Genomic DNA, 23,820 nt, shown 5'->3' with positions numbered 1-23,820 from the left:
AGACCGGAGAGAGAAGAGGGCGGCGTCGATGCTACCGGCATGTCGCGCCCCATGCAGAACGGCGCCCGAGGGCGCCGTTCGTTGCGTGTCTCCGAGGCGTCAGCGCCGGCGGTGGCCGGCACTGCGCAAGGCGCGCGTCAGGCTGCGGCCTTGACCTTCAGGCGCCAGGCGTGCAGCAGCGGCTCGGTGTAGCCGCTGGGCTGCTCGATGCCCTTGAACACGAGGTCCTGTGCGGCCTTGTAGGCGGCCGAGGTGTCGAAGTGGCCGGCCATCGGCTGGTACAGCGCGTCGCCGGCGTTCTGCTCGTCGACCACCTTGGCCATGCGCTGGAAGGCCTCGTCGACCTGCGCCTTGGTGACCACGCCGTGCAGCAGCCAGTTGGCGATGTGCTGGCTCGAGATGCGCAGCGTGGCGCGGTCTTCCATGAGGCCGACGTTGTGGATGTCGGGCACCTTCGAGCAGCCCACGCCCTGGTCGACCCAGCGCACCACGTAGCCCAGGATGCCCTGCACGTTGTTGTCGATTTCCTGCTGCTTCTCGGCGTCGGTCCACTTGGCCTGTGCAGCGATCGGCACCTGCAGCAGCGCGTTCAGGATGTTCTCGCGCTCGCCGTCGGCGTCGATCTTTTCCAGCTCTTGCTGCACCGCGGTCACGCTGACCTGGTGGTAGTGCAGCGCGTGCAGCGTGGCGGCGGTGGGCGAGGGCACCCAGGCGGTGTTGGCGCCGGCCTTGGGGTGGGCGATCTTCTGCTCGAGCATGGCGGCCATCAGGTCGGGCATGGCCCACATGCCCTTGCCGATCTGCGCCTTGCCGCGCAGGCCGCAGTTCAGGCCGACGAGCACGTTGTTCTTTTCGTAGGCGCCGATCCACGCGCTGGACTTCATGTCGCCCTTGCGGATCATCGGGCCGCCCTGCATGGCGGTGTGCATCTCGTCGCCGGTGCGGTCCAGGAAGCCGGTGTTGATGAAGGCCACGCGCGCGGCAGCTTCGGCGATGCAGGCCTGCAGGTTCACGCTGGTGCGGCGCTCCTCGTCCATGATGCCGAGCTTGACGGTGTTGGCGGGCAGGCCGAGCAGCTGCTCGACGCGGCCGAACAGCTCGCTGGCGAAGGCGACTTCGGCCGGGCCGTGCATCTTGGGCTTGACGATGTAGATGCTGCCGGTGCGCGAGTTGCCCTTGCGCTTGACGTCGATCATGGCGATGGTGGTGGTGACCACGGCGTCCAGGATGCCTTCGGGGATTTCCTTGCCGCCTTCGTACAGGATGGCCGGGTTGGTCATCAGGTGGCCCACGTTGCGCAGGAACATGAGCGAGCGGCCGTGCAGCTTCAGCGGCTGGCCGTTGGCGCCCGTGTACTCGCGGTCGGCATTCAGGCCGCGCGTGAAGGTCTTGCCGCCCTTGGCGACTTCTTCGGTCAGCGTGCCCTGCACGATGCCCAGCCAGTTCGCGTACGCGACGACCTTGTCGGCCGCGTCGACCACGGCCACCGAGTCTTCCAGGTCGAGGATGGTCGAGAGCGCGGCTTCGAGCACGAGGTCGCTCACGCCGGCCGCATCGCTCTTGCCGATGGCGGTGCTGCGGTCGATGCGGATGTCCAGGTGGATGCCGTTGTGCTTGAGCAGCACCGACGACGGCGCGGCGGCGTCGCCCTGGTAGCCGACGAACTGCGATGCGTCGGCCAGGCCGGTGCTGCTGCCCTGCAGCGCGACGACCAGCTGGCCGTCCTTCACGCTGTAGCCGGTGGCGTTCTTGTGCGAGCCGTTGGCCAGCGGTGCGGCCTGGTCGAGCACGTTGCGCGCGAACTCGATGACCTTGGCGCCGCGCACGGGGTTGTAGCCCTTGCCCTTTTCGGCGCCGCCGGTTTCGGGAATGGCGTCGGTGCCGTACAGCGCGTCGTACAGCGAACCCCAGCGCGCGTTGGCGGCGTTCAGGGCGTAGCGCGCGTTCAGGATCGGCACCACCAGCTGCGGACCGGCCTGCAGCGCGAGTTCGGAGTCGACGTTGGCCGTGGTGGCCTTCACGCCCTTGGGCTGCGGCAGCAGGTAGCCGATCTTTTCCAGGAAGGCGCGGTAGGCCGGCATGTCGGCGATCGGGCCGGGGTTCTTCTTGTGCCAGGCGTCGAGTTCGCTTTGCAGGCGGTCGCGCTCGGCGAGCAGGGCGACGTTCTTGGGCGCCAGGTCATGGACGATGGCGTCGAAGCCCTTCCAGAACACGTCGCTGGCCACGCCGCTGGCGGGCAGGACCTTCTCTTCGACGAAGCGGTGCAGTTCGGTCGCGACCTGGAGTCGGTGGGCGGTGGTGCGGTCGGTCATGTGTTTCTCCTTGGGGAACGCAATGCAAAAAACAGGAAATCGGGGGCGGCGCAGCAGTGGGGCGCACTTGCCCCAGGTGAAGCCATGGGAGAACTGTATTCGATACTTTGCGGGCGAGTAAGAGTCGAAAGTGAGATTTATCTGTGACAAAAATGAAGGTAATCGACCAGGGCCCAAGCCTCGCTTCAAAGGGTAGGCCCTGAGGCCGGGCCGGTGGCAGCTGTATATATTTAACTTCTTAAATAATCAGCTCCCGCCGCAATGATCCTCCTGGCTTCCAACGAAAACCCGCTCGGCATGCCCGAGTCGGCCCGCCGCGCCGCCGCCGACGCCCTCGAAGGTGCGGGCAACTACCCCGACAGCAACGGCACCGCGCTCAAGCAGGCGCTGGCCGCGCGGCTCGACGTGCCGCCCGAATGGCTCACGCTGGGCAGCGGGTCGAGCGAGATCCTCGAGCTCGCGGCGCAGGTCAGCCTCAAGCCGGGCGAGAACGTCGTCTATTCGCAGTACGGCTTCATCGTCTATGCGGCGGCCACGGCGCACGCCCACGCACGCGCCACCGTCGTGCCCTCGCGCGACTTCGGCCACGACCTGGACGCGATGCGCGCCGCCATCGGCGACGACACGAAGCTGGTCTTCGTCGCCAACCCGAACAACCCGACCGGCACCTTCATCGATGCTGCGCCGCTGCGCGAGTTTCTGCAATCGGTGCCCGCGCACGTGACGGTGCTGCTCGACGAGGCCTACACCGAGTACCTGGCGCCCGCGCAGCGCTACGACAGCATCGGATGGGTGCGCCGCCTGCCCAACCTGATCGTGGCGCGCACCTTCTCCAAGGCCTTCGGCCTGGCGGGGCTGCGCATCGGCTACGGCGTGTCGCAGCCGGCGCTCACGGCGCGCCTGAACGCGCACCGCCCGCGCTTCAACGTGACGACGCCGGCCCAGGCCGCGGCCGTGGCGGCGCTGGGCGACACCGACTTCCTGGCGCGCACCTACGAACTCAACACCGCCGGGCGCGAGCAGCTCGCCGCGGGCTTCAGTGCGCTGGGTCTGCCGTACGTCCCGTCGTCGGGCAACTTCGTGATGGTGCAGGTCGGCGACGCGCCGGCCGTGCACGCGCGCCTGCTGGCCGCCGGCATCGAGGTCTCGCTGCTCGGCCCCTACGGGCTGCCGCAATGGCTGCGCGTGAGCGTCGGCTTGCCGGCGCAGAACGAGGCCCTGCTGGCCGCGCTGCGCTGACGACCCCACGCACACCGAAGAACAACCACCCCGAGGAGACCGCCCCATGCAACGCCGCCAGTTCGCAGCGCAGGCCGCTGCCGTCATCACCGCCACGGCGCTCGCGCCGATGGCGTTCGCGCAGGAGCGCACGGTACGCATCCTGATCGGCTTTCCGCCGGGCGGGTCGGCCGACGTGGTCGCGCGCATCCTGGCCGACAAGATGCGCGTGTCGCTCGGGCAGAACGTCATCGTCGACAACAAGCCCGGCGCGGCGGGGCGGCTGGCGCTGGCCGAGCTCAAGCGCTCGCCGCCGGACGGCAGCGTGCTCATCTTCTCGCCCAGCGGCGCGATGGTGATCCACCCGTGGCTGTATTCGAACCTCGGCTACGACACGGTGAAGGACTTCACGCCGATCTCGCTCGGCAGCACCTTCGACTTCGCGGTCACGGCCGGGCCGGGCGCGCCGGCAGGCGACCTGAAGGCGGTGCTGGCCTGGATGAAGGCCAACCCGGGCAAGGCCAACTACGCGACCTCGGGCGCCGGCACGGTGCCGCATTTCGCGGGCCAGCTGCTGGCGCAGGCCTCGGGCGTGCCGATGACGCACGTCGCCTACCGCGGCGGCGCGCCGGCCGCGCAAGACCTCATCGGCGGACAGGTGCCGCTGATGGTGGACACCGCCTCGGAAACCATCGAGCACCACCGCGCGGGCAAGGTCCGCATCCTCGCGGTGACGGGCGAAAAGCGCAGCCGCGCGCTGCCCGACGTGCCGACGCTGAAAGAAGCGGGCATCAATGTGACGGCCGATGCCTTCTTCGGGTTGTACGGCCCGCCGGGCATGTCGCCCGAGCTGGTCGCGCGCATCGACAAGGCCGTGGCCGACGCGCTGCGCATGCCCGATGTGCAGGAAAAGATCTACGCGCTGGGCCTCGTGCCGGCGCATGCGGGGCCGGCGGAGCTGGCGAGCATCCAGGCGACGCACCTGAAGCGGTGGGAGCTGCCGATCAAGAATTCCGGCTTCAAGGCTGAATCCTGATCCTCAGACCTGCCCGCTGAGCGCCTTCGCCGCCGCGCGCACGGGCTCGATGTAGGCCGCGTCGTAGCGGTGCGTCGGCATCGTCAGCGTGACCGCCGCGGCCAGGCCGCCATCCGCATGGAACACCGGCGCCGAGATGCCCGCCAGCTCGGCCGTGCGGTCGCCCACCAGTGCGCAATAGCCTTGCGCGCGGATCGCGTCGTGCAGCTTGCGCTCCTTCGCGCCACGCGGCCGTTCGGCCTCGGGCCCGAAGGCGATCAGCACGCGCGCGCCCGCGCCCCGGTCGTTGGGCAGCAGGTCGCCCGCGCGCACGTGGTCGCGCACCACGTGCGAGGAATCGACGCGGAACTGGCACAGGCGCACCCAGCTGTCGCCCTGGTCCTGCCGCACGTGGTACGCCGCGCTCTCGCCGGTGGCGGCGGCGAGCGTGCGCAGCACCGGCAGCACGAGGCGATCGAGCGACTGCGACGCGGCGTACAGCCCGTGCAGCCGCGCGATCTCCAGCCCCAGCGCGTAGCGCCCGTCGTCCTGCCGGCGGATCAGCCGCGCATGTTCGAGCGAGGCCAGCAGGCGCAGCACCGTGCTCTTGTACAGCTGCGTGCGCTCGGCGAACTGCGCGAGCGACAGCGCCTCGTCGCCGGGCCGGAAGGCCGACAGCAGGCTCAGCGCGCGGTCGACCGCGGCGGCGCCGCCGGGGGCGGCGTTGAGGTCGGACACCGATTCGGTCTGGGCTTTGCGGGGCATGGCGTGGCTTGACAGTCGGCGGGCTTGCCGATTTAATTCTGTTTAACAGAATATAGTTCTGCAAGATAGAACAGTCAAGAAAGCACCCGATGACCTCCCCCGACGTCCTCATCAGCGAGGTCGGCCCGCGCGACGGCCTGCAGTCCGTGAAGGCCACCATGCCCACGGCCGACAAGCTGCGCTGGATCGACGCGCTGCATGCCGCTGGCCTGCGCGAGATCGAGGTCGCCTCCTTCGTGCCCGCGAAGCTGCTGCCGCAGATGGCCGACGCCGCCGAGGTGGTGCGCCACGCGGTCACGTTGCCCGGCCTCGTGGTGATGGCGCTGGTGCCCAACCGCAAGGGCGCGCAGGCCGCGCTCGAAGCCGGCGTGCACAAGCTCACGATGCCGGTGTCGGCCAGCGTGGCGCATTCGCTGGCCAACGTGCGCAAGACGCCGACCGAGATGGTCGAGGAGGTGCGCGCCATCGCCGAGCTGCGCGGCGCCCTCGCGCCGCAGGTGAAGCTCGAAGCGGGCATCTCCACCGCCTTCGGCTGCACGCTGCAGGGCTTGGTGCCGGAAGACGACGTGATCCGCCTGGCCGTGCAGTGCGTCGAGGCCGGCGCGCAGGAGGTCGGCCTGTCGGACACCGTGGGCTACGCCAACCCCGCGCAGGTGCGCCGCCTCTTCAAGCGGCTGCGCGCCGAACTCGGCGTGCACGCGGGCGCGGCCCACATGCACAACACGCGCGGCCTGGGCATCGCCAACTGCCTGGCCGCGTGGGACGAGGGCGTGCGCACCTTCGACGCCTCGCTCGGCGGCCTCGGCGGCTGCCCGTATGCGCCGGGCGCGTCGGGCAATGCGGTCACCGAAGACCTCGTCTTCATGTTCGAGGCCATGGGTGTGCGCACCGGCATCGACATCGACAAACTCATCGCGGCGCGCGCGCCGCTCAAGGCCGGCCTGCCCGGCGAGCCGGTCTACGGCATGACGCCCGAAGCCGGCCTGCCCAAGGGCTTTGTCCAGGAAACCCTCTCTCATGTCTGAAGCCAATCCCTTGCCCTACGCGGGCGTGCGCGTCGTCGAATTCACCCACATGGTCATGGGCCCGACCTGCGGCCTGCTGCTGGCCGACCTGGGCGCCGAAGTCATCAAGGTCGAGCCCATCGAAGGCGACAACACGCGCCGCCTGCTGGGCTCGGGCGCGGGTTTCTTCCCGACCTTCAACCGCAACAAGAAGAGCATCGCGCTCGACCTGAAGAAGCCCGAGGGCGTGGAAGCGGCGCTGCGCCTCATCGCCACCGCCGACATCGTGAGCGAGAACTTCAAGCCCGGCACGATGAAGAAGCTGGGGCTCGATTACGACACGCTCGCCAAGCTCAACCCGCGCCTCATCTACGTGAGCCACAAGGGTTTCCTGCCCGGCCCGTACGACCACCGCACCGCGCTGGACGAGGTGGTGCAGATGATGGGCGGCCTGGCCTACATGACCGGCCGCGCCGGCGACCCGCTGCGCGCGGGCACCAGCGTGAACGACATCATGGGCGGCATGTTCGGCGCCATCGGCGCGATGGCCGCGCTGCGCCAGCGCGAGCTCACCGGCAAGGGCTGCGAGGTGCAGTCGGCGCTGTTCGAGAACAACGTGTTCCTGGTCGCGCAGCACATGATGCAGTTCGCCGCCACGGGCAAGGCGGCCGACCCAATGCCCAGCCGCATCTCGGCCTGGGCCGTGTACGACGTGTTCACCGTGAAGGACGGCGAGCAGATCTTCCTGGCGGCCGTGAGCGACAAGCAGTGGGCCATCTTCTGCAAGGCCTTCGGCCTCGAGGAGATGCTGGCCGACCCGCGCCTGAAGACCAACAACGACCGCGTGCGCGCACGCGAGTGGATGATGCCGATCCTGCGCTCGCACCTCGCCAACCACAGCGCGGCCGAACTCAGTGCGGTGTTCGAGCAGAACGAGCTGCCCTTCGCGCCCATCACCAAGCCGCAGGAGCTGTTCGACGACCCGCACCTCAATGCCACCGGCGGCCTCGCGCCCGTGCGCATGAACGACGGCCACATGGCCAAGGTGCCGCTCGCGCCGTTCACGTTGGGCGGCGAACGCCCCGGCATCCGCCTGCAGCCGCCGCACATCGGCGAGCACAGCGAGGCGCTGCTGAAGGAGGTGGGCTACAGCGACGGCGACATCGCCGCGCTGCGGGCGCAAGGCGTCACGGCCGGCGACTGATCTTCGGTGGCGGGCGATATAGTTCCCGCGCCATGGACCGCCTCAAGCAGCTCGAATCCTTTGTCTCGGTCGCGACCCGCGGCAGCCTCACCGCGGCGGCCAAGGCGGAAGGCGTGGCGCCCGCGATCATGGGCCGTCGCATCGACGCGCTCGAAGAGCGCCTGGGCGTCAAGCTGCTGGTGCGCACCACGCGCCGCATCGCGCTCACGCACGAAGGCAGCGCCTTTCTCGAAGACTGCCAGCGCCTCCTGACCGAGTTCGCGAACGCCGAGGCCAGCGTGAGCGCCGGCGGCGTGAAGGCCAGTGGCCACCTGCGCGTGACGGCGCCGGCCGGCTTCGGCCGCCGCCACGTCGCGCCGCTGGTGCCGCGCTTTCATGCGCTGCACCCGGAGGTGACGATCTCGCTGAACCTCAGCGACCGCGTGGTCGACGTCACCGGCGAGAGCTTCGACTGCGCCGTGCGCGTGGGCGACCTGCCCGACTCGTCGCTGGTGAGCGTGCGCCTGGCCGACAACCGCCGCCGCTGCGTCGCCACGCCCGAGTTCCTGCGCCGCCACGGCGCGCCCAAGCACCCGGGCGAGCTGTCGCGCTTTGCCTGCCTCACGCTGTCGAGCGACGCCTCGCAGACGCGCGGCTGGGCCTTTCGCATTACCAGCGAGGAGGGCGTGCAGGAACTCATTCACCTGCGCCCCAGCGGCCCGCTCGATTGTTCCGACGGCCAGGTGCTGCACGACTGGTGCCTGGCGGGCCACGGCATCGCCTGGCGCAGCACCTGGGAGGTCGAGGCCGAGATCGACGCCGGCCTGCTCGTGCCCCTGCTGGACGACTTCGCCGCGCCGCCCAACGGCATCTATGCGGTGTTCACAGGCACCAAGCACCTGCCGCTGCGCGTGCGACTGTGGCTTGATTTCCTCAAAGCGCAGTACGGGCAGCCGGAATTCTGGGGCGGGCGGTCCTGAAATCGTGACCGGGCGGCACAATGCTTTTTGCATTTGCTTGCAACCCCGATGAAGAAAGTTTCCGATGACCCTCGAAGCCATCCTCGCCTACCTGCATCTGTTGGCCATCCTCACGATGGTCGTGTTCATCTCCAGTGAAGCCGCGCTGTGCCGCGTGCAATGGCTCAATGCCGCCGTGGTCGAGCGGCTGGCCAAGGTCGACATGGTCTACGGCATTGCCGCCATCGCGGTGCTGGCCACCGGCATCGCGCGCACCTGGTGGGGCGTGAAGGGCACGGCCTGGTACTGGACCAACCCGCTGTTGCACGTGAAGCTCACGCTGTTCATCATCGTGGGCGTGCTGTCGATCTTCCCGACGCTGACCTACTTCCGCTGGCGCAAGACGCTGCGCGCCACGGGCAAGCTGCCGGCGGAGGCCGACATCCTGAAGACCCGCAAGCTGGTGATGATCCAGGCGCACCTGATCGCGCTGATCCCGCTGGTGGCGGTGTTCCTGGCGCGCGGCTTCGGCAAGTAATCAATAAAGACAAAAAGAAAAGGCCCGCGTGAGCGGGCCCTTTGACTTTGGGGGGTAACAAATGTCAGCGCCGCAGGGCGGCGCCGCGCCGGATCAGGCCTTGGCCGCGTCGGCTTCGCACTTCTTCATGAAGCTGTTCTTGGCGGCACCGGCCAGGGCCTTGCCGTTCTTGTCGAGGGCCTTGGCGGCGCAGGCGGGTCCGGCGGCGGCCTTGTTGCACTTCTTCATGAAGCTGTTCTTGGCGGCGCCGGCCAGGGGCTTGCCGTTCTTGTCGATGGCCTTGGCATCGCAGCTGGCGCCACCGGCGGGTGCAGCCGCGGCGGCAGGGGCTGCCGCAGGTGCGGCGGCGGCGGCGGGAGCCACGACCGGTGCAGGTGCCTTGTCCTGCGCGTAGGCGCTGAACGACAGGCAGGCGCCGAGCGCGACGGTGGAGGCGACCAGGGAAAGGAGCTTCTTCATGGTGGATATGTCCTTGCAAGGTTGGGTTGTGACAGACGCCCCGCCTCGGGGCCGACCATCCTAACGGGCGACATCGCCCATCGGATGACGATCGTTAACTGGGTCCGGGTTTGCCCCCGGTAAAATTCACAGATGCTATTGGTCAAACAGGAGCTGCTCGCGGCGCTCGCGAACACGCTCGAAACCCTCTCTCCCGGCGCTGGCGCCAAAGCCGCGTTCGAGTCGCCCAAGGTGGCGGCGCACGGCGATTTCGCCAGCACCGCCGCCATGCAGCTCGCCAAGCCGCTGGGGCGCAAGCCCCGCGAACTGGCCGAGGAACTGAGCGCTGCGCTGCTCGCCACCCCCGCTTTCGGCCAATGGGTCGAGGCGATCGAGATCGCCGGCCCCGGCTTCCTCAACATCCGCCTGAAGGCTGCCGCCAAGCAGCAGATCGTGCGCGAGGTGCTGGCCGCCGGCGAAGCCTTCGGCCAGCAGCCCGCCACGGGCGAAAAGGTGCTGGTCGAGTTCGTCTCGGCCAACCCGACCGGTCCGCTGCACGTCGGCCACGGCCGCCAGGCCGCGCTGGGCGACGCCATCTGCAACCTGCAGGCCTCGCAGGGCCAGAGCGTGTGGCGCGAGTTCTATTACAACGACGCCGGCGTGCAGATCCAGACGCTGGCCAACAGCACCCAGCTGCGCGCCAAGGGCTTCAAGCCCGGCGACCCCGAGTGGCCCAGCGGCGAAAAGGCCCCGGCCTACAACGGCGACTACATCGCCGACATCGCCGAGGACTTCAAGGCGAAGAAGACCGTCAAGTCGGACGACCGCGAATACACCGCCAGCGGCGACATCGACGACCTGGACAGCATCCGCGAGTTCGCCGTGGCCTACCTGCGCCGCGAGCAGGACCTCGATCTGCAAGCCTTCCGTGTGCGCTTCGACAACTACTACCTCGAGTCCAGCCTCTACAACAGCGGGCGCGTCGAGGCGGCCGTGGCCAAGCTCGTGGCCGCCGGCAAGACCTACGAGCAGGACGGCGCGCTGTGGCTGAAGTCGACCGACTACGGCGACGACAAAGACCGCGTGATGAAGAAGAAGGACGGCACGTACACCTACTTCGTGCCCGACGTCGCGTACCACATCGCCAAGTGGGAGCGCGGTTTCCACAAGGTCGTGAACATCCAGGGCACCGACCACCACGGCACCATCGCGCGCGTGCGCGCCGGCCTGCAGGCCGCGGGCGAAGGCATTCCCGAGGGCTACCCCGACTACGTGCTGCACACCATGGTGCGCGTCATGAAGGGCGGCGAAGAGGTCAAGATCAGCAAGCGCGCCGGCAGCTACGTCACGCTGCGCGACCTGATCGAGTGGACCAGCACCGATGCCGTGCGCTTCTTCCTGCTCAGCCGCAAGCCCGACACCGAATACACCTTCGACGTCGACCTGGCGGTGACCAAGAACAACGACAACCCCGTGTACTACGTGCAGTACGCCCACGCGCGCATCTGCTCGGTGCTCGCGGCCTGGGGCGGCGACGCGGCCGCGCTCAAGGCGGTCGACCTGTCGCCGCTGGACAGCCCGGCGGCCCAGGCGCTGATGCTGCTGCTGGCCAAGTACCCGGCCATGCTGACGGCGGCGGCGAAGGATTTCGCCCCGCACGACGTGACTTTCTACCTGCGCGAACTCGCGGCCAGCTACCACAGCTACTACGATGCCGAGCGCATCCTGGTGGACGACGAGCCGGTCAAGCTGGCGCGTCTCGCACTCGTCGCAGCGGCCGCGCAGGTGCTGCACAATGGCCTCGCGATCCTCGGCGTCAGTGCGCCGAGCAAGATGTGAATCACCCTCTGAACATGAAGAAGACAAGCAGACAACGCGGCAACATCGTCATCGGGCTGATCATCGGCCTGGTGCTCGGTCTGGGCGTCGCCCTGGGCATCGCGGTCTACGTCACCAAGGTGCCGATCCCGTTCGTCAACAAGACGCAACGCGGCGGTGCCGAACAGGACGAAGCCGAAGCCCGCAAGAACCGCGACTGGGACCCGAACGCGCCGCTGGCCGGCAAGGCCGGCGCGCCCAAGCCGGCCGCCACGCCGCCGGCCGCCACGGCCACCGGCCCGGTGAACCCGATCACCGGCGCGCCCGCCACCGTGGCACCCGGCACTCCGCCGGTCGCCACCGCGCCGGTCACCGCCCCGGCCCCCGTGGTGGTGGCGCCCAAGCCGGCGCGCCCCGCGCCGGTGCCGGCCGAAGCCAACGCCCTGCCGCCGTCGAACGATCCGCTGGGCGACCTCGCCCGCGCCCGTGCGGGCGGCAGCAGCACGACCACCGCGTCCGCCGCGCCGAGCCACACGGCCGCCGCACCGTCGCCGTCGGGTGCTGATCCTTTCATGTACTTCGTGCAGGCCGGCGCCTTCCGCACCACCGACGACGCCGAGGCGCAGCGTGCCAAGCTGTCGCTGATGGGCGTCGAGGCCAAGGTCACCGAGCGCGAGCAGGCCGGTCGCACGGTCTACCGCGTGCGCGCGGGCCCGTTCAACAAGAAGGACGACGCCGACCGGCTCAAGGAACGGCTCGACGGCGGCGGTCTCGAATCGGCGCTGGTGCGCGTGCAGCGCTGACCCGTCAGCGCCGTTCTTGAACAGCCTTTAAGCTCTCGCCCGCGCGGCATCTGCCGCACTCGTTTGTCAATTCCAGCGCCTCGGTCGCGCCGTCCATGGGAACTCCCGGCGGCGCGCCGGCTCTGTACTGCGGTACCCACAGGAGAACCTTTTCCATGAAACGTCGTGACTTTTCGCTGGCCGCCACTTCGATCGGGCTGCTTTCGCTGGCTGCCGTTCCGGCACACGCCCAGCGCGCCCCCAAGGCCGGCACCGATTTCCTCGTGCTCGACAAGCGCGTGCCCGTCGATGCACCCGCCGGCAAGGTCGAGGTGGTCGAGTTCTTCTCCTACAACTGCCCGCATTGCAACGACTTCGAGCCCTCGCTCGAAGCCTGGGTCAAGGCAGCCCCGAAGGAAGTGGCGTTCCGCCGCATCCCCGTGCCCTTCGTGGGCAACGACGTCGAGGCCAAGCAGCGCCTGTACTTCACGCTCGAAGCCATGGGCAAGCTGGACGAGTACCACTCGAAGGTGTTCGCCGCCATCCACGCGCAGCGCCAGAACCTGAACGGCGACGCCAACATCCAGGCCTGGGCCGAGCGTGCCGGCCTCGACGGCGCCAAGTTCAAGGAAACCTTTGCGTCCTTCGGCGTGGCCAGCAAGGCCCGCCGCGCGGCGCAGCAGACCGAGGCCTACAAGGTCGCCGGCGTGCCGGCCCTGGCCGTGGCGGGCCGCTGGTATGTGGACGGCGAAACCGCCGGCAGCATGTCCAAGGTGCTGCAGGTCGCGACCTTCCTCATCGGCGAAGCCAAGAAGGGCTGACCGACCCGGCGACCTGCTTTTTGGTCGAATGCAAGGCCCGCTTCGGCGGGCTTTTTCATTGGCGGCGGTGGGCAATTGCCATCCCACGCATACAATGTTTCAGAGCAAGTTTCGTGCCTTTATGACATTGCCCTCCATCCCCACATTCCCCACCCTTCGTCGCCTCGGCCGCCTGGCTTTCGGCGCGCTGTTGCTGGCCGGTGCCGCCTCGGGCGCCCTGGCCGAAACCGCCGACCGCACCAAGCCGATGAACATCGAGTCCGACTCGATGCGCTACGACGACCTGAAACAGACCAGCGTGTTCACCGGCAACGTGCTGGTCACGAAGGGCACGATCATCATCCGCGGAGCGCGGCTGGACGTGCGCCAGGACGCCGAGGGCTACCAGTACGGCGTGGTCACGGCGGCGCCCGGCAAGCTGGCCTATTACAAGCAGAAGCGCAACGCCGGCGACGAGTGGATCGAGGGCGAGTCGGAAGTCATCGAGTACGACAGCCGCGCCGACAACGTCAAGTTCATCCGCCGTGCCGTCATGCGCCGGCTGATCGGCGCCACGGCCAACGACGAAAGCAGCGGCGCGCTGATCGTCTACGACCAGAGCAACGACACCTACACCGTCAACGGTTCCCTCGTGCCGCCGAACGCCGGCGTCTCGGCGGGCGGCGGCGGTCGCGTCAAGGCCATCCTCACGCCGAAGGCCACGCCGGCCCCGGCGGCGCCCGGCTCCGCACCCGCGGCCGGCGGCAAGAAGCCCGCGGCTCCGGCTCCCACCCCCGCGCCCGGCGCCGGGCTGCGCCCGAGCACCACGCTGGGCGGCACCGAAGGGGAAGGGCGCAAGTGATCGAAACCGCAGGAACCCAGACCGCCGACGGCATTCCGGGCAGCCGCCTCGTGGCGCGCGGCCTCAAGAAGAGCTACGGCAGCCGCACGGTCGTGAAAGACGTCTCGCTCGATGTGCAAAAGGGCGAGGTCGTCGGACTGCTCGGCCCCAACGGTGCGGGCAAGACCACCTCGTTCTACATGATCGTCGGGCTGGTGCGCGCCGACGCCGGCGAGATCACCATCGACGGCGAGCCCATCGCCCACATGCCCATCCACCGCCGCGCGCGCATGGGCCTGAGCTACCTGCCGCAGGAAGCCTCGATCTTCCGCAAGCTCACGGTCGAGGAAAACGTGCGCGCCGTGCTCGAGCTGCAGCGCGAGCCCGACGCCAACGGCCGCATGATGCCGCTGACCAAGCAGCACACCGAAGAGCGCCTGGCCGACCTGCTGGCCGACCTGCGCGTGGACCATCTGCGCGATTCGCCCGCGCTCGCGCTGTCGGGCGGCGAGCGCCGCCGCGTCGAGATCGCGCGCGCGCTGGCCACGCAGCCGCGCTTCATCCTGCTGGACGAGCCCTTCGCCGGCATCGACCCGATCGCGGTGATCGAGATCCAGCGGATCATCAGCTTCCTGAAAGAGCGCGGCATCGGCGTGCTCATCACCGACCACAACGTGCGTGAGACGCTGGGCATCTGCGATCACGCGTTCATCATCAGCGACGGGCACGTGCTGGCACAAGGCACACCCTCGGAGATCGTCGACAACGCCGAGGTACGCAGGGTGTACCTGGGCGAGCACTTCCGGATGTAAGGGAGGGTCGGGTCTCCATGAAGCAAGGGCTGTCCCTTCGCGTCTCGCAGCATCTGGCGCTGACGCCACAGCTGCAGCAGTCCATTCGCCTGCTCCAGCTCTCCACGCTCGAACTGAGCCAGGAAGTGGAGCAGATGCTGGACGAGAACCCGTTCCTCGAACGCACCGCGGAAGAAGCGGCGCGCGAGGAGTTCGGGCTGGACACGGCCGACGCGCCGGTGCCGCGCGACGACGCGGGCGAGGGGGAGGCCGAGTTCACGCCGTCCGCCGCCAGCACTTCCTCCACGTCCAGCGACACCACCTCCTCGACCCCCGACACCGACGGCCCCGCCGCCGAGATCGCCGAGCGCGAGCCCGACTGGGAAGGCGACGGCACCGTCGACATGGCGCCCGACGACAGCGAGTGGGGCAGCGACGCGCCCGCGCGCCAGAACAACCTGGGCGACGACGAGCGCGCCGATGCCACCGAACTCGCGCGCAGCCAGGAGTCGCTGCAGTCCTTCCTGCACCGCCAGGCGCTGAGCCTGCGCCTGAACGAAAACGACTGCGCCGCGCTGCGCTTTTTGATCGAGTCGCTCAACGACGACGGCTACCTCGAAGACTCGCTGCCCGCGCTGGCCTCGGGCCTGGCGGGCGACGACAACGACCAGTTCGACGACCTCGTGCACCACTTCCAGGTGGCGCTGGGCCTGCTGCAGAGCCTGGAGCCGGTGGGCGTCGGCGCGCGCGATCTCGGCGAATGCCTGAGCATCCAGCTGAAGGCGCTCGCCAGCGAAGACGAGACCGAGGCCGAAGCGCTCATCCGCAAGACCGCCATCGCGATCTGCAAGCAGCCGATGGAGCTGCTCGCGCGGCGCGACTTCAAGCGCCTGGCCACGCTCACGCGCACCAACGAAGAGCTGGTGCGCTCTGCGCTGCAGATCATTGCGCGCCTGGAGCCCAAGCCGGGCCGCCGCTTTGTCGACGTCGAACGCAACATCGTCATTCCCGACGTGATCGTCACCAAGACCGGGCGCGGCACCAACGTGAAGTTCCGCGTCATGCTCAACCCCGAGGTCATGCCGCGCCTGCGTGTGCACGACATCTACGCCGGTGCGCTCAAGTCGCACAAGGGCGAGGGCAGCCAGGCGCTGTCGCAGCGGCTGCAGGAGGCGCGCTGGTTCATCAAGAACATCCAGCAGCGCTTCGACACCATCCTGCGCGTGAGCAACGCCATCGTCGAGCGCCAGAAGAGCTACTTCGTGCACGGCGAGCTGGCCATGCGCCCGCTGGTGCTGCGCGAGATCGCCGACGAGCTGGGCCTGCACGAGTCGACCATCTCGCGCGTGACCACCGCCAAGTACATGGCCACGCCCTTCGGCACGGTCGAGCTCAAGTACTTCTTCGGCTCGGCGCTGGGCACCGAGACCGGCGGCAACGCGTCGAGCACCGCGGTGCGCGCGCTGATCAAGCAGTTCGTGAGTTCGGAAAGCATCAAGAAGCCGCTGTCCGACAGCCAGATTTCCGAGATGCTGAAAGAGCAGGGCATCGAGTGCGCGCGCCGCACCGTCGCCAAGTACCGCGAAGCGCTGCGCATCGCGCCCGCCAACTTGCGCAAGGCCCTGTAGAAGACCGACGATGACGAGCCGCCTGCTGTCGCGCTGTGGGCATTGGGTGGTCGTCATCGCGGCGGCGCTGCTGTTTGCCGGCTGCGCCACGCTGCCCGACGAGGCACCGCGCCCGCCCACCAAGGCCATCGCCGTCTCGGCCGACACCGCGCTCGGCAAGATCGCGCTGGGCTCGCAGCCCGACCCCGACCTCAGCGGCTTTCGCCTGATGCCCGGCGGCGACTTCGCCTTCGACACGCGGCTGCAGCTGGCGCGCCGCGCGCAGCGCACGCTCGACGTGCAGTACTACCAGATCGAGAACGACGAGACCGGCCGCTACCTGTTGCGCACCCTGCGCGATGCGGCCCAGCGCGGCGTGCGCGTGCGCCTGTTGATGGACGACCTGTACACGTCCGGCGAAGACGAGCTGCTGCTCGGCCTGGCCGCCACGCCGAACGTGGAGCTGCGCCTGTTCAACCCGTTCCCGGCCGGGCGCGGCAGCTTGCTCAAGCGCTTCACCGCGTCGCTGTTCGACTTCAGCCGCGTCAACCGCCGCATGCACAACAAGCTCTTCATCGCCGACGGCGCGATGGCGGTGGCGGGCGGGCGCAACATCGGCAACCAGTACTTCCGCCGCACCACCGGCCCCAACTTCATCGATCTCGACACCTTCGTCACGGGCGCGCTGATCCCGCGCCTGGGCGTGCTGTTCGACCAGTACTGGAACAGCCCGCACGTGCGCCCGATCGGCGCGGTCGTGCACACCGACCTGCCGCGCGAAGAACTGCAGCGCCGCTTCGACGCCGCCACCGGCCCCGACACCACGCCGCCGCCGCCCAGGCCCGCGCCCAACGACCTGCTGGGCTACAGCCCGGTGGCCGACGACCTCGACGCCGGCAAGCTCGGCCTGATCTGGACCACCGCCGAGGCCTACGCCGATTCACCCGACCGCGTGATCGGCAAGACCGCGTCGTACGGCGGCGTGCCGCTGCTCGACGTGGACAGCGTGCGCTACAACGTGGTCGAGCAGATGCGCCGCGCGCGCAGCGAGGTGACGCTGGTCTCGCCCTACCTGATCCCGGGCGCGTCGGGGCTGGAGGTGATGCGCGAGATCCGCGGGCGCAACGTGAAGATCAGCGTGGTCACCAACTCGCTCGCCGCCACCGACGAGCCGCTCGTCCACACCGCCTACCGCCGCTACCGCGCCGACATGCTCGCGCTGGGCGCCGAGCTGCACGAGCTGAGTTCCGCGCGCACGCGGCGCAGCGTGCGCCTCGGCCTGTTCGGCACGTCGGTGGGGCGGCTGCACGCCAAGTCGGCGGTGATCGACCAGCGCATCCTGTTCGTCGGCTCGATGAATTTCGATCCGCGCTCCGAAATCCACAACACCGAGATCGGCCTGTTCATCCGCAGCCCCGAGATGGCGCAGCAGACCCTGAAGCTGCTCGATGTGCTCAAGCAGCAGGGCGCCTACCGACTGCGCTTTGCTGAAGGCGCCGATGCGGGAGCCACCGGCTCGCGGCGCATCGAGTGGGTCAGCGAGGAAGGCGGCAAGACCACCGTGCTGCACGAAGAGCCCGACTCGGGCTTCTGGGACCGCACCATGCTCGAGCTGCTGGCGCCGCTCACGCCCGAGAGCCTGCTCTAGCGCCTCAGGTGCCGCGCACCGCCGACCACACCAGCCGCAGGCCCAGCAGGCCCATCACGCCGCCGGCGGCGCGGTCGATCCAGGTCTTGTAGCGCAGGTAGGCCGCGCGCGGCGCGGCCGAGGACAGTGCCAGCGCGACGATCGCGTACCAGCCCGTCTCGATGCAGAAGATCACGGCCGGCACGGCGAGCGCCAGCACCAGCGGCACCTCGCGCGGCAGGAAGGCCGCGAAGATGCTCGCGTACACCACCGCCGTCTTCGGGTTGCTGATCTGCGTGGCCAGGCCGAGCAGGAAGGTGCGTCCGCTGCGGCCCTGGCTGCGGGGCGAGGCGTCCGTGTCGGGCGTGATCGCGAGCGGCTGGCGCGCGCCGCGCCAGATGCGAAAGCCCAGGTAGATCAGGTAGGCACCGCCGAAGGCCTTGATCGCGAGGTACAGCGCCGGTACCGCGAGGAACGCCGCCTGCAGCCCGGCCAGCGCCGCGATGGAGAACGCCAGCCCGCCGGCGCCCATGCCCAGCGCCGCCGCGAGCCCGTCGCTGCGCGAGGCCACGGCGGTGCGCGCCACCATCACGAAGCTCGGGCCCGGGCTCATCGCGCCCACGGCCATGGCGCCGGCGATGCCGAGCAGGGACAGGAGGTGGGCGTCGGTCATGAGTGGGCTCCGGTGGGGGATGGGTTCATTGCACGTTCACGGCTTCGACCTGCACCAGCAGCTTCACCTTGTTCTCGAAGCCGAAGTTCAGGCCCCAGGTGATGCCCCAGTCGCTGCGCTGCACGGTGGCCTCGAAGTCGCCGCCGCAGACCTGGCGGTTGATCAGCGGGTTCAGGTAGCAGTTGAAGCGCACGGCCTTCAGCGTCACCGGCTTGGTCTGGCCCATGAGCGTGAGCGTGCCGGGCACATCGGTCACTTTGTCGCCGCTGAAGTCGATGCGCTCGGCCACGAAGCGGCCGGTGGGAAATTCGGCCACGTTGAAGAAGTCCTTGCTCTGCACGTGGCGGTTGAGCAGGTCGACGCCGGTGTTGATGGAGCTGATGTCCATCGTGATGTCGACCTTGCCGCTGGCGCCGGTGCCGTCGATCTGCACCGAGCCGTCCTTGGTGCTGAAGCGGCCGCGGTTGGTGGTGGTGCCGTAGTGGCCCATCTCGTACATGACGAAGGTGTGGGTCGGGTCGATCACGTAGCTCGCATTTTTGACCGGCCCGCCCGCGGGCTTGGCGGCCAGCGGCGGCGCGGTGTATTCCTGGGCCGTGGCGGCCAGTGGCAGGGCCGCGCCCGCACACAGGACCGCGGCGAAGAAGAGCTTGTTCATGGCAAGGGAAGAAGGATGCATGGGAAATGAAATCGTCGTCACAGCGGCCCGAGGCCCGCGAGCGTCAGCTTGAAGCGCACCTGCACCTCGTTGCCGACCACCGAGGTGTCGGTCCATTCGCCGTCGCCCACCTTGTAGTCGAGCCGCTGGATCGTGAGGGTGCCCGTGGCGACCGAGTACGCGCCGCCCGACGACACGATGCTCACGGGCACCGTCACGTACTTGCTGACGCCCTTGATGGTGAGCTTGCCGGCCATCTCGAAGCGGCCCTCGCCCAGCGCCTTGATGGCGCTCGAGCGGAAGCTGGCCTGCGGGAAATGCGCGGTGTCGAACCAGGTCGGCTTGGGCAGCTCGGCATCGCTCATGGGCACGCCGAAGCCGGCGCTGGCGGTGTCGATCTGCAGCACGACCGAGCCGCCCTCGGGCTTCTTCGGGTCGAAGGCGACCTGCGCGTCGAAGCGCTTGAAGCTGCCTTCCACCGGCACGCCCATCTGCTTGCTGACGAAGGCGATCTGGCTCTTCTCGGGCACCAGCTTCGCGGTGGTGGCCGGCAGGGGTTCGGCCGCGGCGTGCAGCGCGAGGCCGAAGAGGGCGGCGGCGCCCCACGAAAGACGGGTCGTCATCCGGCGGATTCCTTGCGTGGCGCGGGCCACATGCGTTGCAACAGACCGTCGTGGTCGATCCAGTGGTGCTTGAGCGCCGCCGCCACGTGCAGCAGCGTGACGCCGGCCAGCAGGAAGGCGCTGCGCTGGTGCAGCGGCTTGAGCACGGCCTCGGCGAAGTCCTTGTCGACCGCCACCAGGTCGGGCAGCGGCAGCAGGCCGAACCACACGACCGGCACGCCCATGCCCGAGCTGTAGGCCCAGCCGAACAGCGGGACCGCGAAGAACAGCAGGTACATCAGCGCATGGCTGATGCGGTGCGCGGCCCGCTGCCAGGCCGGCATGGCAGCCAGCACCCGCGCCGAGAGCGGCGGCGGGCGGTGCGTGAGGCGCCACAGCAGCCGCAGCGCCGACAGCAGGAGGATGGTGATGCCGGCCCACTTGTGCCAGCTGTAGAGCTTCAGGCGCTGCGGCGAGAAGGGCAGGCCCGTCATGTAGAGCCCGACGCCGAGCGAGCCGACGATCATCGCCGCGAGCAGCCAGTGCAGGGCCATCGCGACCCGCCCGTAGCGGGGCTCGCGCAGGGCGGCGGCGCCAACGGCAGGAGCGGGAAGGGGTTCGACGGGCATCGGGGCAGGGGCGGCGGCGGCCTGTGCGCGGAGCATAGCTCGGAAGCGATGACATCGCAGCGGGGACGGCCCGCGCCGAGCGCTACGACGGCGACGGCGGCTGTTGCTGCTGCTGCTGGGCCCGCAGCAGCACGCGCCGCAGCGCGTCCGGCTGCACCGGCTTGCGCAGCGCGTGCCAGCCGCGCGCGGCGGCCAGCTGCTGCGTGGCTTCGGTGATGTCGGCCGAGATCAGCGCGATCGTCAGTGCGGGCTTGCGCTGCGCCAGCCGCTCGGCCAGCGCGATGCCGTTGAACGCGCCGGGCAGGCGGATGTCGCACAGCGCCGCGTCGAGCGCGTCCAGGTCGGCCAGCGCGAGCGCCTCGGCGGCGCTGGCGTAGATGCGCGGCGCCACGTGCCAGTGCCGCAGCAGCGCCGAGAGGCTGTCGGCCACCACGATGTTGTCCTCGACCACCAGCACGGCGAGGCCGGGGCGCAGCACGGCATCGGCGTCGGGCTCGTCCAGCGCCACGGAGGGCGCAGGCGCCGGCACGGCCGCCGCGCCGGGCCGGGCCGCCGGCAGCTCGAAGCTGAAGACCGAGCCCTTGCCCGGCGCCGAACGCAGCGCGACCTCGATGCCCAGCTGCCCCGCCAGCCGCCGCACGATCGCCAGCCCCAGGCCGTGGCCGTGCTGCAGGTTGCGCTCTACGTTGCCGACCTGCTCGAAGTCGTCGAACACGCGCGTCTGCGATTCGGCCGCGATGCCGATGCCGCTGTCGCGCACCTCGACGCGCCACGCGCGCCCGGTGTCCGTGCCGGGCCGGCGGCGCGCCCGCACGGCCAGCAGCACGCGCCCGCGCGGCGTGAACTTGAGCGCGTTGTCCAGCAGGTTGGAGAGCACGCGGCGCAGCGCCACGGCATCGGTCCAGGCCACCGCCTCGGCCGGGCAGCGCACCGCGACGCGGCCTTCGCCGGCCTGGCGCGCCAGCTCGTTGAGCAGCGGCGCCAGCGCCACCGCCGCCGGGCGCAGCGGATCGACCGCGGCCTCGATGCGGCCGATCTCGAGCAGCTGGTTGGTCAGGCCCTCGAGCGCCTGCTGCGCGCGCGAGAGCGAGGCCACCGTGTGCTGCACGGCCGCGCTGTCGGTGCCGTGCTGCAGCTGCTGGCGCAGCACCTCGGCCTGCAGCCCGATGGCCATCACCGGCTGGCGCAGGTCGTGGTTGGCCGCCGAGAAGAAGCGCAGCCGCTCGGCCTGGGCCTGCTCGGAGGCGCGCAGGCCGGCCAGCGCCTGCTCGCGCAGCGTGCGCTCGTTCAGGCGCAGGCCGATGTTCTCCTCGAGCTGGCGCGAATGGTCGGCCACCAGCTTCCACATCATCGCGGTCAGGCCGATGCCGATCACCGCGACCGCCATCATCACCGGCGCCCCGAGCCACAGGCCCGTGACGATCACCGGCGCCAGCAGCAGCGTGATGGCCAGCTGCGTGGCCGGCGTGTAGAACGACACCGAGAACGCCGACGACAGCGTCATGCCCATCAGGATGAGGCCCAGCAGCAGTTGCAGGTCGGGCCGCTCGGGGTTGAACAGCAGCACGCCCGCCAGGCCGTGCGCCAGCTCCCAGATGGCCGTGCGCAGCGTATGCTGGCGCTGCGCGGCGCGCAGGGTGGCGGGGGTGAAGGGCTCGGGCAGGCGCTGGGGAAAGAAGCCGCGCATCACCGTGACGCCGGTGACCAGCGCCAGCCAGACCAGCGCGCGCACCGGCGAGAACTGCCAGGCGAAGAGCGCCGCCACGCCGCAGTTGAGCAGGTACTGCACCAGCAGCACCGGCCCGAGCGGGCGGATCGACAAGCGCAGCACTTCGCACTGGATCGCGAAGCGGTGGTCGCCGTCGCGGGCGTCTGCCGGGGGGGCCGCGGAGGCGGGGGTGGGCGTCATGGGCAAATCGACTATATAGAGAAGGCCCCAGCCCCGGCGACAATGGGGGCCCTTAGCGGGCTTCCCGATGGCCGACTTTCCGTGAACGATCTCTCATTTTTCCTGCCTTGCGCCGCCGGCGTCGAGGAATTCCTTGCCCAGGAGGTGCATGCCCTGACCGGCCGTGCCGGGCAGGACCTGCTCACCCTGCGCGGCGGCGTGCGCGTGCGCGCCGACTGGCGCGATGGCCTCAAGCTCAACCTGCACAGCCGGCTCGCGCAGCGCGTGCTGGTCGAACTGGCCCACGGGCCGTACCGCAACGAGAACGACCTGTACGCCATCGCCAACGGCGTGGCCTGGGAGATCTGGTTCACACCCAAGCAGACCTTCAAGATCGAGACCACGGCCCAGCACAGCCCGCTGCAGAGCCTGAACTTCGCCACCCTGCGCATCAAGGACGCCGTGGCCGACCGCTTCCGCGCCAAGGCGAACGGCGTGCGCCCGAGCATCGAGACCCAGTGGCCCGACTGCCGCATCTTTGCGCACCTGACCACCGACAGCTGCACGCTGTACATCGACACCTCGGGCGAGCCGCTGTTCAAGCGCGGTTGGCGCCAGGACAAGGGCGATGCCCCGCTGAAGGAAACCCTGGCCGCCGCCATGCTGGCCGCCAGCGGCTGGTGGAACCCCGAGACCGGCGAGGTCGCCAAGGCCCCGCTGTACGACCCCTGCTGCGGCAGCGGCACCATCGCCATCGAGGCCGCGCAGATCGCCAGCGGCATCGCGGCGGGCTCGCTGCGGCGCTTCGGTTTCGAGAAGCTGCTGCCGTTCCAGGCGCACGTCTGGGCAGCGATCAAGAATGAAGCGGCCAACGCGCAGCATGCGAGCGCCATCGCCGTCTTCGGCTCCGACGTGTCGCACCGCATGGTCGACTTTGCCGAGCGCAACGCCGAACGCGCGGGCGTGGCCGGCGCCATCGAGTTCCGCGGCGGCGACGCCCTGCAGCGCATGCCGCCGGCCGAGGGCGGCGTGATCATGCTCAACCCGCCGTACGGCGAGCGCATCGAGGTCGGCGGCGTGGCGCGCTTCGGCGCCCGCGAGGCCGCCCAGACCCCGGGCGATGGCGAAGGCGGCGACGGCGGCGACTTCTTTCCGCAGCTCGCCACCCACTGGAAGAAGAACTATGCAGGCTGGACGGCCTGGGTGCTCACGCCCGACCTGAAGCTGCCCAAGCAGATGCGCCTGAAGGAGTCGCGCCGCGTGCCGATGTGGAACGGCCCCATCGAATGCCGGCTGTTCCGCTTCGACATGGTCCGGGGCTCGAACCGGGCCGCACCGCCAGACGCCTAGGACTGCAGCTTCAGGCCTGCAATGCCCAGGAAGATCAGCGCGATGCACGCCAGCCGCAGCGGCGCCGCGCTCTCCTGGAAAAAGAAGATGCCGATCAGCGTGACGCCGATGGCGCCGATGCCGGTCCAGATTGCGTAGGCCGTCCCGACCGGCAGCGTCTTCATCGCGGCGGTGAGCAGCACGATGCTCGCCAGCGCGGCGCCCAGGCCCAGCGCGCCGGCGCCGGGGCGCTCCCAGCCCGCCGCGGCTTTCAGCGCGAGGGCCATCACGATCTCCACCAGTCCGGCGGCAAGCAGAAGAAACCAGGCCATGGCGTTCGCTC

General features: G+C 69.5%; 22 protein-coding genes and 1 pseudogene. 14 read left to right on the top strand and 9 right to left on the bottom strand.

Annotation, left to right across the window (positions count from 1 at the left end; translation table 11 throughout):
• Positions 1-137 precede the first annotated feature (137 nt).
• Positions 138-2,312 (bottom strand): malate synthase G, encoded by a 2,175-nt coding sequence (locus FFI97_RS24310; protein WP_062479744.1) that lies wholly within the window; start codon positions 2,310-2,312, stop codon positions 138-140.
• 255 nt (positions 2,313-2,567) lie between these two features.
• Between FFI97_RS24310 and hisC the strand changes: the two are divergent.
• Together hisC and FFI97_RS24300 are read left to right on the top strand one after the other, a co-directional pair.
• A pseudogene (gene hisC, locus FFI97_RS24305) lies at positions 2,568-3,551 on the top strand (histidinol-phosphate transaminase); the annotation flags it as partial.
• 46 nt (positions 3,552-3,597) lie between these two features.
• A complete protein-coding gene (locus FFI97_RS24300; protein ID WP_139702181.1) occupies positions 3,598-4,566 on the top strand; it encodes a Bug family tripartite tricarboxylate transporter substrate binding protein in 969 nt (322 codons plus the stop codon).
• Positions 4,567-4,569: 3 nt separating this feature from the next.
• On the opposite strand, the gene FFI97_RS24295 is transcribed toward FFI97_RS24300, so the two are convergent.
• Positions 4,570-5,310, bottom strand: a complete 741-nt coding sequence (locus tag FFI97_RS24295) for an IclR family transcriptional regulator (protein ID WP_139702180.1) — start codon at positions 5,308-5,310, stop codon at positions 4,570-4,572.
• Between the two features lie 89 nt (positions 5,311-5,399).
• On the opposite strand from FFI97_RS24295, the gene FFI97_RS24290 reads away from it, so the two are divergent.
• The 4 genes from FFI97_RS24290 to FFI97_RS24275 all read left to right on the top strand — a co-directional run bounded on the left by FFI97_RS24290 (position 5,400) and on the right by FFI97_RS24275 (position 8,994).
• Complete coding sequence (locus FFI97_RS24290; RefSeq protein ID WP_139702179.1) at positions 5,400-6,335, top strand: hydroxymethylglutaryl-CoA lyase; 936 nt, start codon at positions 5,400-5,402, stop codon at positions 6,333-6,335.
• Positions 6,328-7,518, top strand: coding sequence for a CaiB/BaiF CoA transferase family protein (locus FFI97_RS24285; protein WP_139702178.1), 1,191 nt, complete (start codon positions 6,328-6,330; stop codon positions 7,516-7,518). The genes FFI97_RS24290 and FFI97_RS24285 overlap by 8 nt, the downstream gene beginning before the upstream one ends.
• A gap of 32 nt (positions 7,519-7,550) precedes the next feature.
• A complete protein-coding gene (locus FFI97_RS24280) occupies positions 7,551-8,477 on the top strand; it encodes a LysR family transcriptional regulator (RefSeq protein ID WP_062479733.1) in 927 nt (308 codons plus the stop codon).
• Between the two features lie 64 nt (positions 8,478-8,541).
• A complete protein-coding gene (locus tag FFI97_RS24275; protein WP_056584391.1) occupies positions 8,542-8,994 on the top strand; it encodes a DUF2214 family protein in 453 nt (150 codons plus the stop codon).
• A 93-nt stretch (positions 8,995-9,087) separates the two neighbouring features.
• On the opposite strand, the gene FFI97_RS24270 is transcribed toward FFI97_RS24275, so the two are convergent.
• The gene (locus FFI97_RS24270) at positions 9,088-9,453 is read right to left on the bottom strand and encodes a hypothetical protein (protein ID WP_139702177.1); all 366 of its coding nucleotides are present in this window, start codon (positions 9,451-9,453) and stop codon (positions 9,088-9,090) included.
• Positions 9,454-9,585: 132 nt separating this feature from the next.
• Here FFI97_RS24270 and argS point away from each other — a divergent pair, with 132 nt between their 5' ends.
• The 7 genes from argS to FFI97_RS24235 all read left to right on the top strand — a co-directional run bounded on the left by argS (position 9,586) and on the right by FFI97_RS24235 (position 17,719).
• Positions 9,586-11,271, top strand: coding sequence for an arginine--tRNA ligase (argS, locus tag FFI97_RS24265; protein WP_139702176.1), 1,686 nt, complete (start codon positions 9,586-9,588; stop codon positions 11,269-11,271).
• A gap of 14 nt (positions 11,272-11,285) precedes the next feature.
• Positions 11,286-12,053, top strand: coding sequence for an SPOR domain-containing protein (locus FFI97_RS24260; protein WP_144004519.1), 768 nt, complete (start codon positions 11,286-11,288; stop codon positions 12,051-12,053).
• Positions 12,054-12,208: 155 nt separating this feature from the next.
• Entirely contained in the window at positions 12,209-12,853 is a 645-nt protein-coding gene (locus FFI97_RS24255; RefSeq protein WP_062483056.1) for a thiol:disulfide interchange protein DsbA/DsbL, read from the top strand.
• 121 nt (positions 12,854-12,974) lie between these two features.
• Complete coding sequence (gene lptA, locus FFI97_RS24250) at positions 12,975-13,694, top strand: lipopolysaccharide transport periplasmic protein LptA (RefSeq protein ID WP_070063776.1); 720 nt, start codon at positions 12,975-12,977, stop codon at positions 13,692-13,694.
• Positions 13,691-14,485, top strand: a complete 795-nt coding sequence (gene lptB / locus FFI97_RS24245) for an LPS export ABC transporter ATP-binding protein (RefSeq protein WP_070063734.1) — start codon at positions 13,691-13,693, stop codon at positions 14,483-14,485. The genes lptA and lptB overlap by 4 nt, the downstream gene beginning before the upstream one ends.
• 17 nt (positions 14,486-14,502) lie before the next feature.
• Positions 14,503-16,092 (top strand): RNA polymerase factor sigma-54, encoded by a 1,590-nt coding sequence (rpoN, locus tag FFI97_RS24240; protein WP_139702175.1) that lies wholly within the window; start codon positions 14,503-14,505, stop codon positions 16,090-16,092.
• Positions 16,093-16,102: 10 nt separating this feature from the next.
• Positions 16,103-17,719 (top strand): phospholipase D family protein, encoded by a 1,617-nt coding sequence (locus FFI97_RS24235; RefSeq protein ID WP_139702174.1) that lies wholly within the window; start codon positions 16,103-16,105, stop codon positions 17,717-17,719.
• 4 nt (positions 17,720-17,723) lie between these two features.
• On the opposite strand, the gene FFI97_RS24230 is transcribed toward FFI97_RS24235, so the two are convergent.
• The 5 genes from FFI97_RS24230 to FFI97_RS24210 form a co-directional block, all read right to left on the bottom strand.
• Complete coding sequence (locus FFI97_RS24230) at positions 17,724-18,371, bottom strand: LysE family translocator (protein WP_095743356.1); 648 nt, start codon at positions 18,369-18,371, stop codon at positions 17,724-17,726.
• A 25-nt stretch (positions 18,372-18,396) separates the two neighbouring features.
• A complete protein-coding gene (locus FFI97_RS24225; protein ID WP_062480318.1) occupies positions 18,397-19,029 on the bottom strand; it encodes a YceI family protein in 633 nt (210 codons plus the stop codon).
• A 38-nt stretch (positions 19,030-19,067) separates the two neighbouring features.
• Positions 19,068-19,652 carry a YceI family protein gene (locus FFI97_RS24220; RefSeq protein WP_139702173.1) on the bottom strand — a complete coding sequence of 195 codons (585 nt, stop codon included), beginning with the start codon at positions 19,650-19,652 and terminating at the stop codon, positions 19,068-19,070.
• Positions 19,649-20,260, bottom strand: a complete 612-nt coding sequence (locus tag FFI97_RS24215) for a cytochrome b (RefSeq protein WP_139702172.1) — start codon at positions 20,258-20,260, stop codon at positions 19,649-19,651. The genes FFI97_RS24220 and FFI97_RS24215 overlap by 4 nt, the downstream gene beginning before the upstream one ends.
• Before the next feature lie 82 nt (positions 20,261-20,342).
• Complete coding sequence (locus FFI97_RS24210; RefSeq protein WP_139702171.1) at positions 20,343-22,169, bottom strand: ATP-binding protein; 1,827 nt, start codon at positions 22,167-22,169, stop codon at positions 20,343-20,345.
• Positions 22,170-22,250: 81 nt separating this feature from the next.
• Here FFI97_RS24210 and FFI97_RS24205 point away from each other — a divergent pair, with 81 nt between their 5' ends.
• Positions 22,251-23,498, top strand: a complete 1,248-nt coding sequence (locus FFI97_RS24205) for a class I SAM-dependent RNA methyltransferase (RefSeq protein WP_095743360.1) — start codon at positions 22,251-22,253, stop codon at positions 23,496-23,498.
• Here the strand turns inward: FFI97_RS24205 and FFI97_RS24200 are convergent.
• A complete protein-coding gene (locus tag FFI97_RS24200) occupies positions 23,495-23,809 on the bottom strand; it encodes a DMT family transporter (protein ID WP_139702170.1) in 315 nt (104 codons plus the stop codon). The two genes, FFI97_RS24205 and FFI97_RS24200, sit on opposite strands and share 4 nt — an antisense overlap.
• Between the last annotated feature and the right edge of the window lie 11 nt (positions 23,810-23,820).

This window comes from Variovorax sp. KBS0712, assembly GCF_006323185.2.
Lineage (GTDB): Bacteria > Pseudomonadota > Gammaproteobacteria > Burkholderiales > Burkholderiaceae_C > Variovorax > Variovorax boronicumulans.
Note: the sequence above shows the minus strand (reverse complement) of the source record. Positions and strands in the feature narration are given on the sequence as shown.

What these genes read in the sequence shown, in the direction of transcription:
- FFI97_RS24260 (WP_144004519.1), top strand. Translation starts at nt 11,286, where the DNA reads ATGAAGAAGACAAGCAGACAACGCGGCAACATCGTCATCGGGCTGATC.
- FFI97_RS24225 (WP_062480318.1), bottom strand. Translation starts at nt 19,029, where the DNA reads ATGAACAAGCTCTTCTTCGCCGCGGTCCTGTGTGCGGGCGCGGCCCTG.
- FFI97_RS24300 (WP_139702181.1), top strand. Translation starts at nt 3,598, where the DNA reads ATGCAACGCCGCCAGTTCGCAGCGCAGGCCGCTGCCGTCATCACCGCC.
- FFI97_RS24255 (WP_062483056.1), top strand. Translation starts at nt 12,209, where the DNA reads ATGAAACGTCGTGACTTTTCGCTGGCCGCCACTTCGATCGGGCTGCTT.
- FFI97_RS24295 (WP_139702180.1), bottom strand. Translation starts at nt 5,310, where the DNA reads ATGCCCCGCAAAGCCCAGACCGAATCGGTGTCCGACCTCAACGCCGCC.
- FFI97_RS24230 (WP_095743356.1), bottom strand. Translation starts at nt 18,371, where the DNA reads ATGACCGACGCCCACCTCCTGTCCCTGCTCGGCATCGCCGGCGCCATG.
- lptA (WP_070063776.1), top strand. Translation starts at nt 12,975, where the DNA reads ATGACATTGCCCTCCATCCCCACATTCCCCACCCTTCGTCGCCTCGGC.
- FFI97_RS24215 (WP_139702172.1), bottom strand. Translation starts at nt 20,260, where the DNA reads ATGCCCGTCGAACCCCTTCCCGCTCCTGCCGTTGGCGCCGCCGCCCTG.
- FFI97_RS24200 (WP_139702170.1), bottom strand. Translation starts at nt 23,809, where the DNA reads ATGGCCTGGTTTCTTCTGCTTGCCGCCGGACTGGTGGAGATCGTGATG.
- FFI97_RS24280 (WP_062479733.1), top strand. Translation starts at nt 7,551, where the DNA reads ATGGACCGCCTCAAGCAGCTCGAATCCTTTGTCTCGGTCGCGACCCGC.
- FFI97_RS24270 (WP_139702177.1), bottom strand. Translation starts at nt 9,453, where the DNA reads ATGAAGAAGCTCCTTTCCCTGGTCGCCTCCACCGTCGCGCTCGGCGCC.
- rpoN (WP_139702175.1), top strand. Translation starts at nt 14,503, where the DNA reads ATGAAGCAAGGGCTGTCCCTTCGCGTCTCGCAGCATCTGGCGCTGACG.
- FFI97_RS24220 (WP_139702173.1), bottom strand. Translation starts at nt 19,652, where the DNA reads ATGACGACCCGTCTTTCGTGGGGCGCCGCCGCCCTCTTCGGCCTCGCG.
- FFI97_RS24285 (WP_139702178.1), top strand. Translation starts at nt 6,328, where the DNA reads ATGTCTGAAGCCAATCCCTTGCCCTACGCGGGCGTGCGCGTCGTCGAA.
- argS (WP_139702176.1), top strand. Translation starts at nt 9,586, where the DNA reads ATGCTATTGGTCAAACAGGAGCTGCTCGCGGCGCTCGCGAACACGCTC.
- FFI97_RS24235 (WP_139702174.1), top strand. Translation starts at nt 16,103, where the DNA reads ATGACGAGCCGCCTGCTGTCGCGCTGTGGGCATTGGGTGGTCGTCATC.
- FFI97_RS24210 (WP_139702171.1), bottom strand. Translation starts at nt 22,169, where the DNA reads ATGACGCCCACCCCCGCCTCCGCGGCCCCCCCGGCAGACGCCCGCGAC.
- FFI97_RS24310 (WP_062479744.1), bottom strand. Translation starts at nt 2,312, where the DNA reads ATGACCGACCGCACCACCGCCCACCGACTCCAGGTCGCGACCGAACTG.
- FFI97_RS24275 (WP_056584391.1), top strand. Translation starts at nt 8,542, where the DNA reads ATGACCCTCGAAGCCATCCTCGCCTACCTGCATCTGTTGGCCATCCTC.
- FFI97_RS24290 (WP_139702179.1), top strand. Translation starts at nt 5,400, where the DNA reads ATGACCTCCCCCGACGTCCTCATCAGCGAGGTCGGCCCGCGCGACGGC.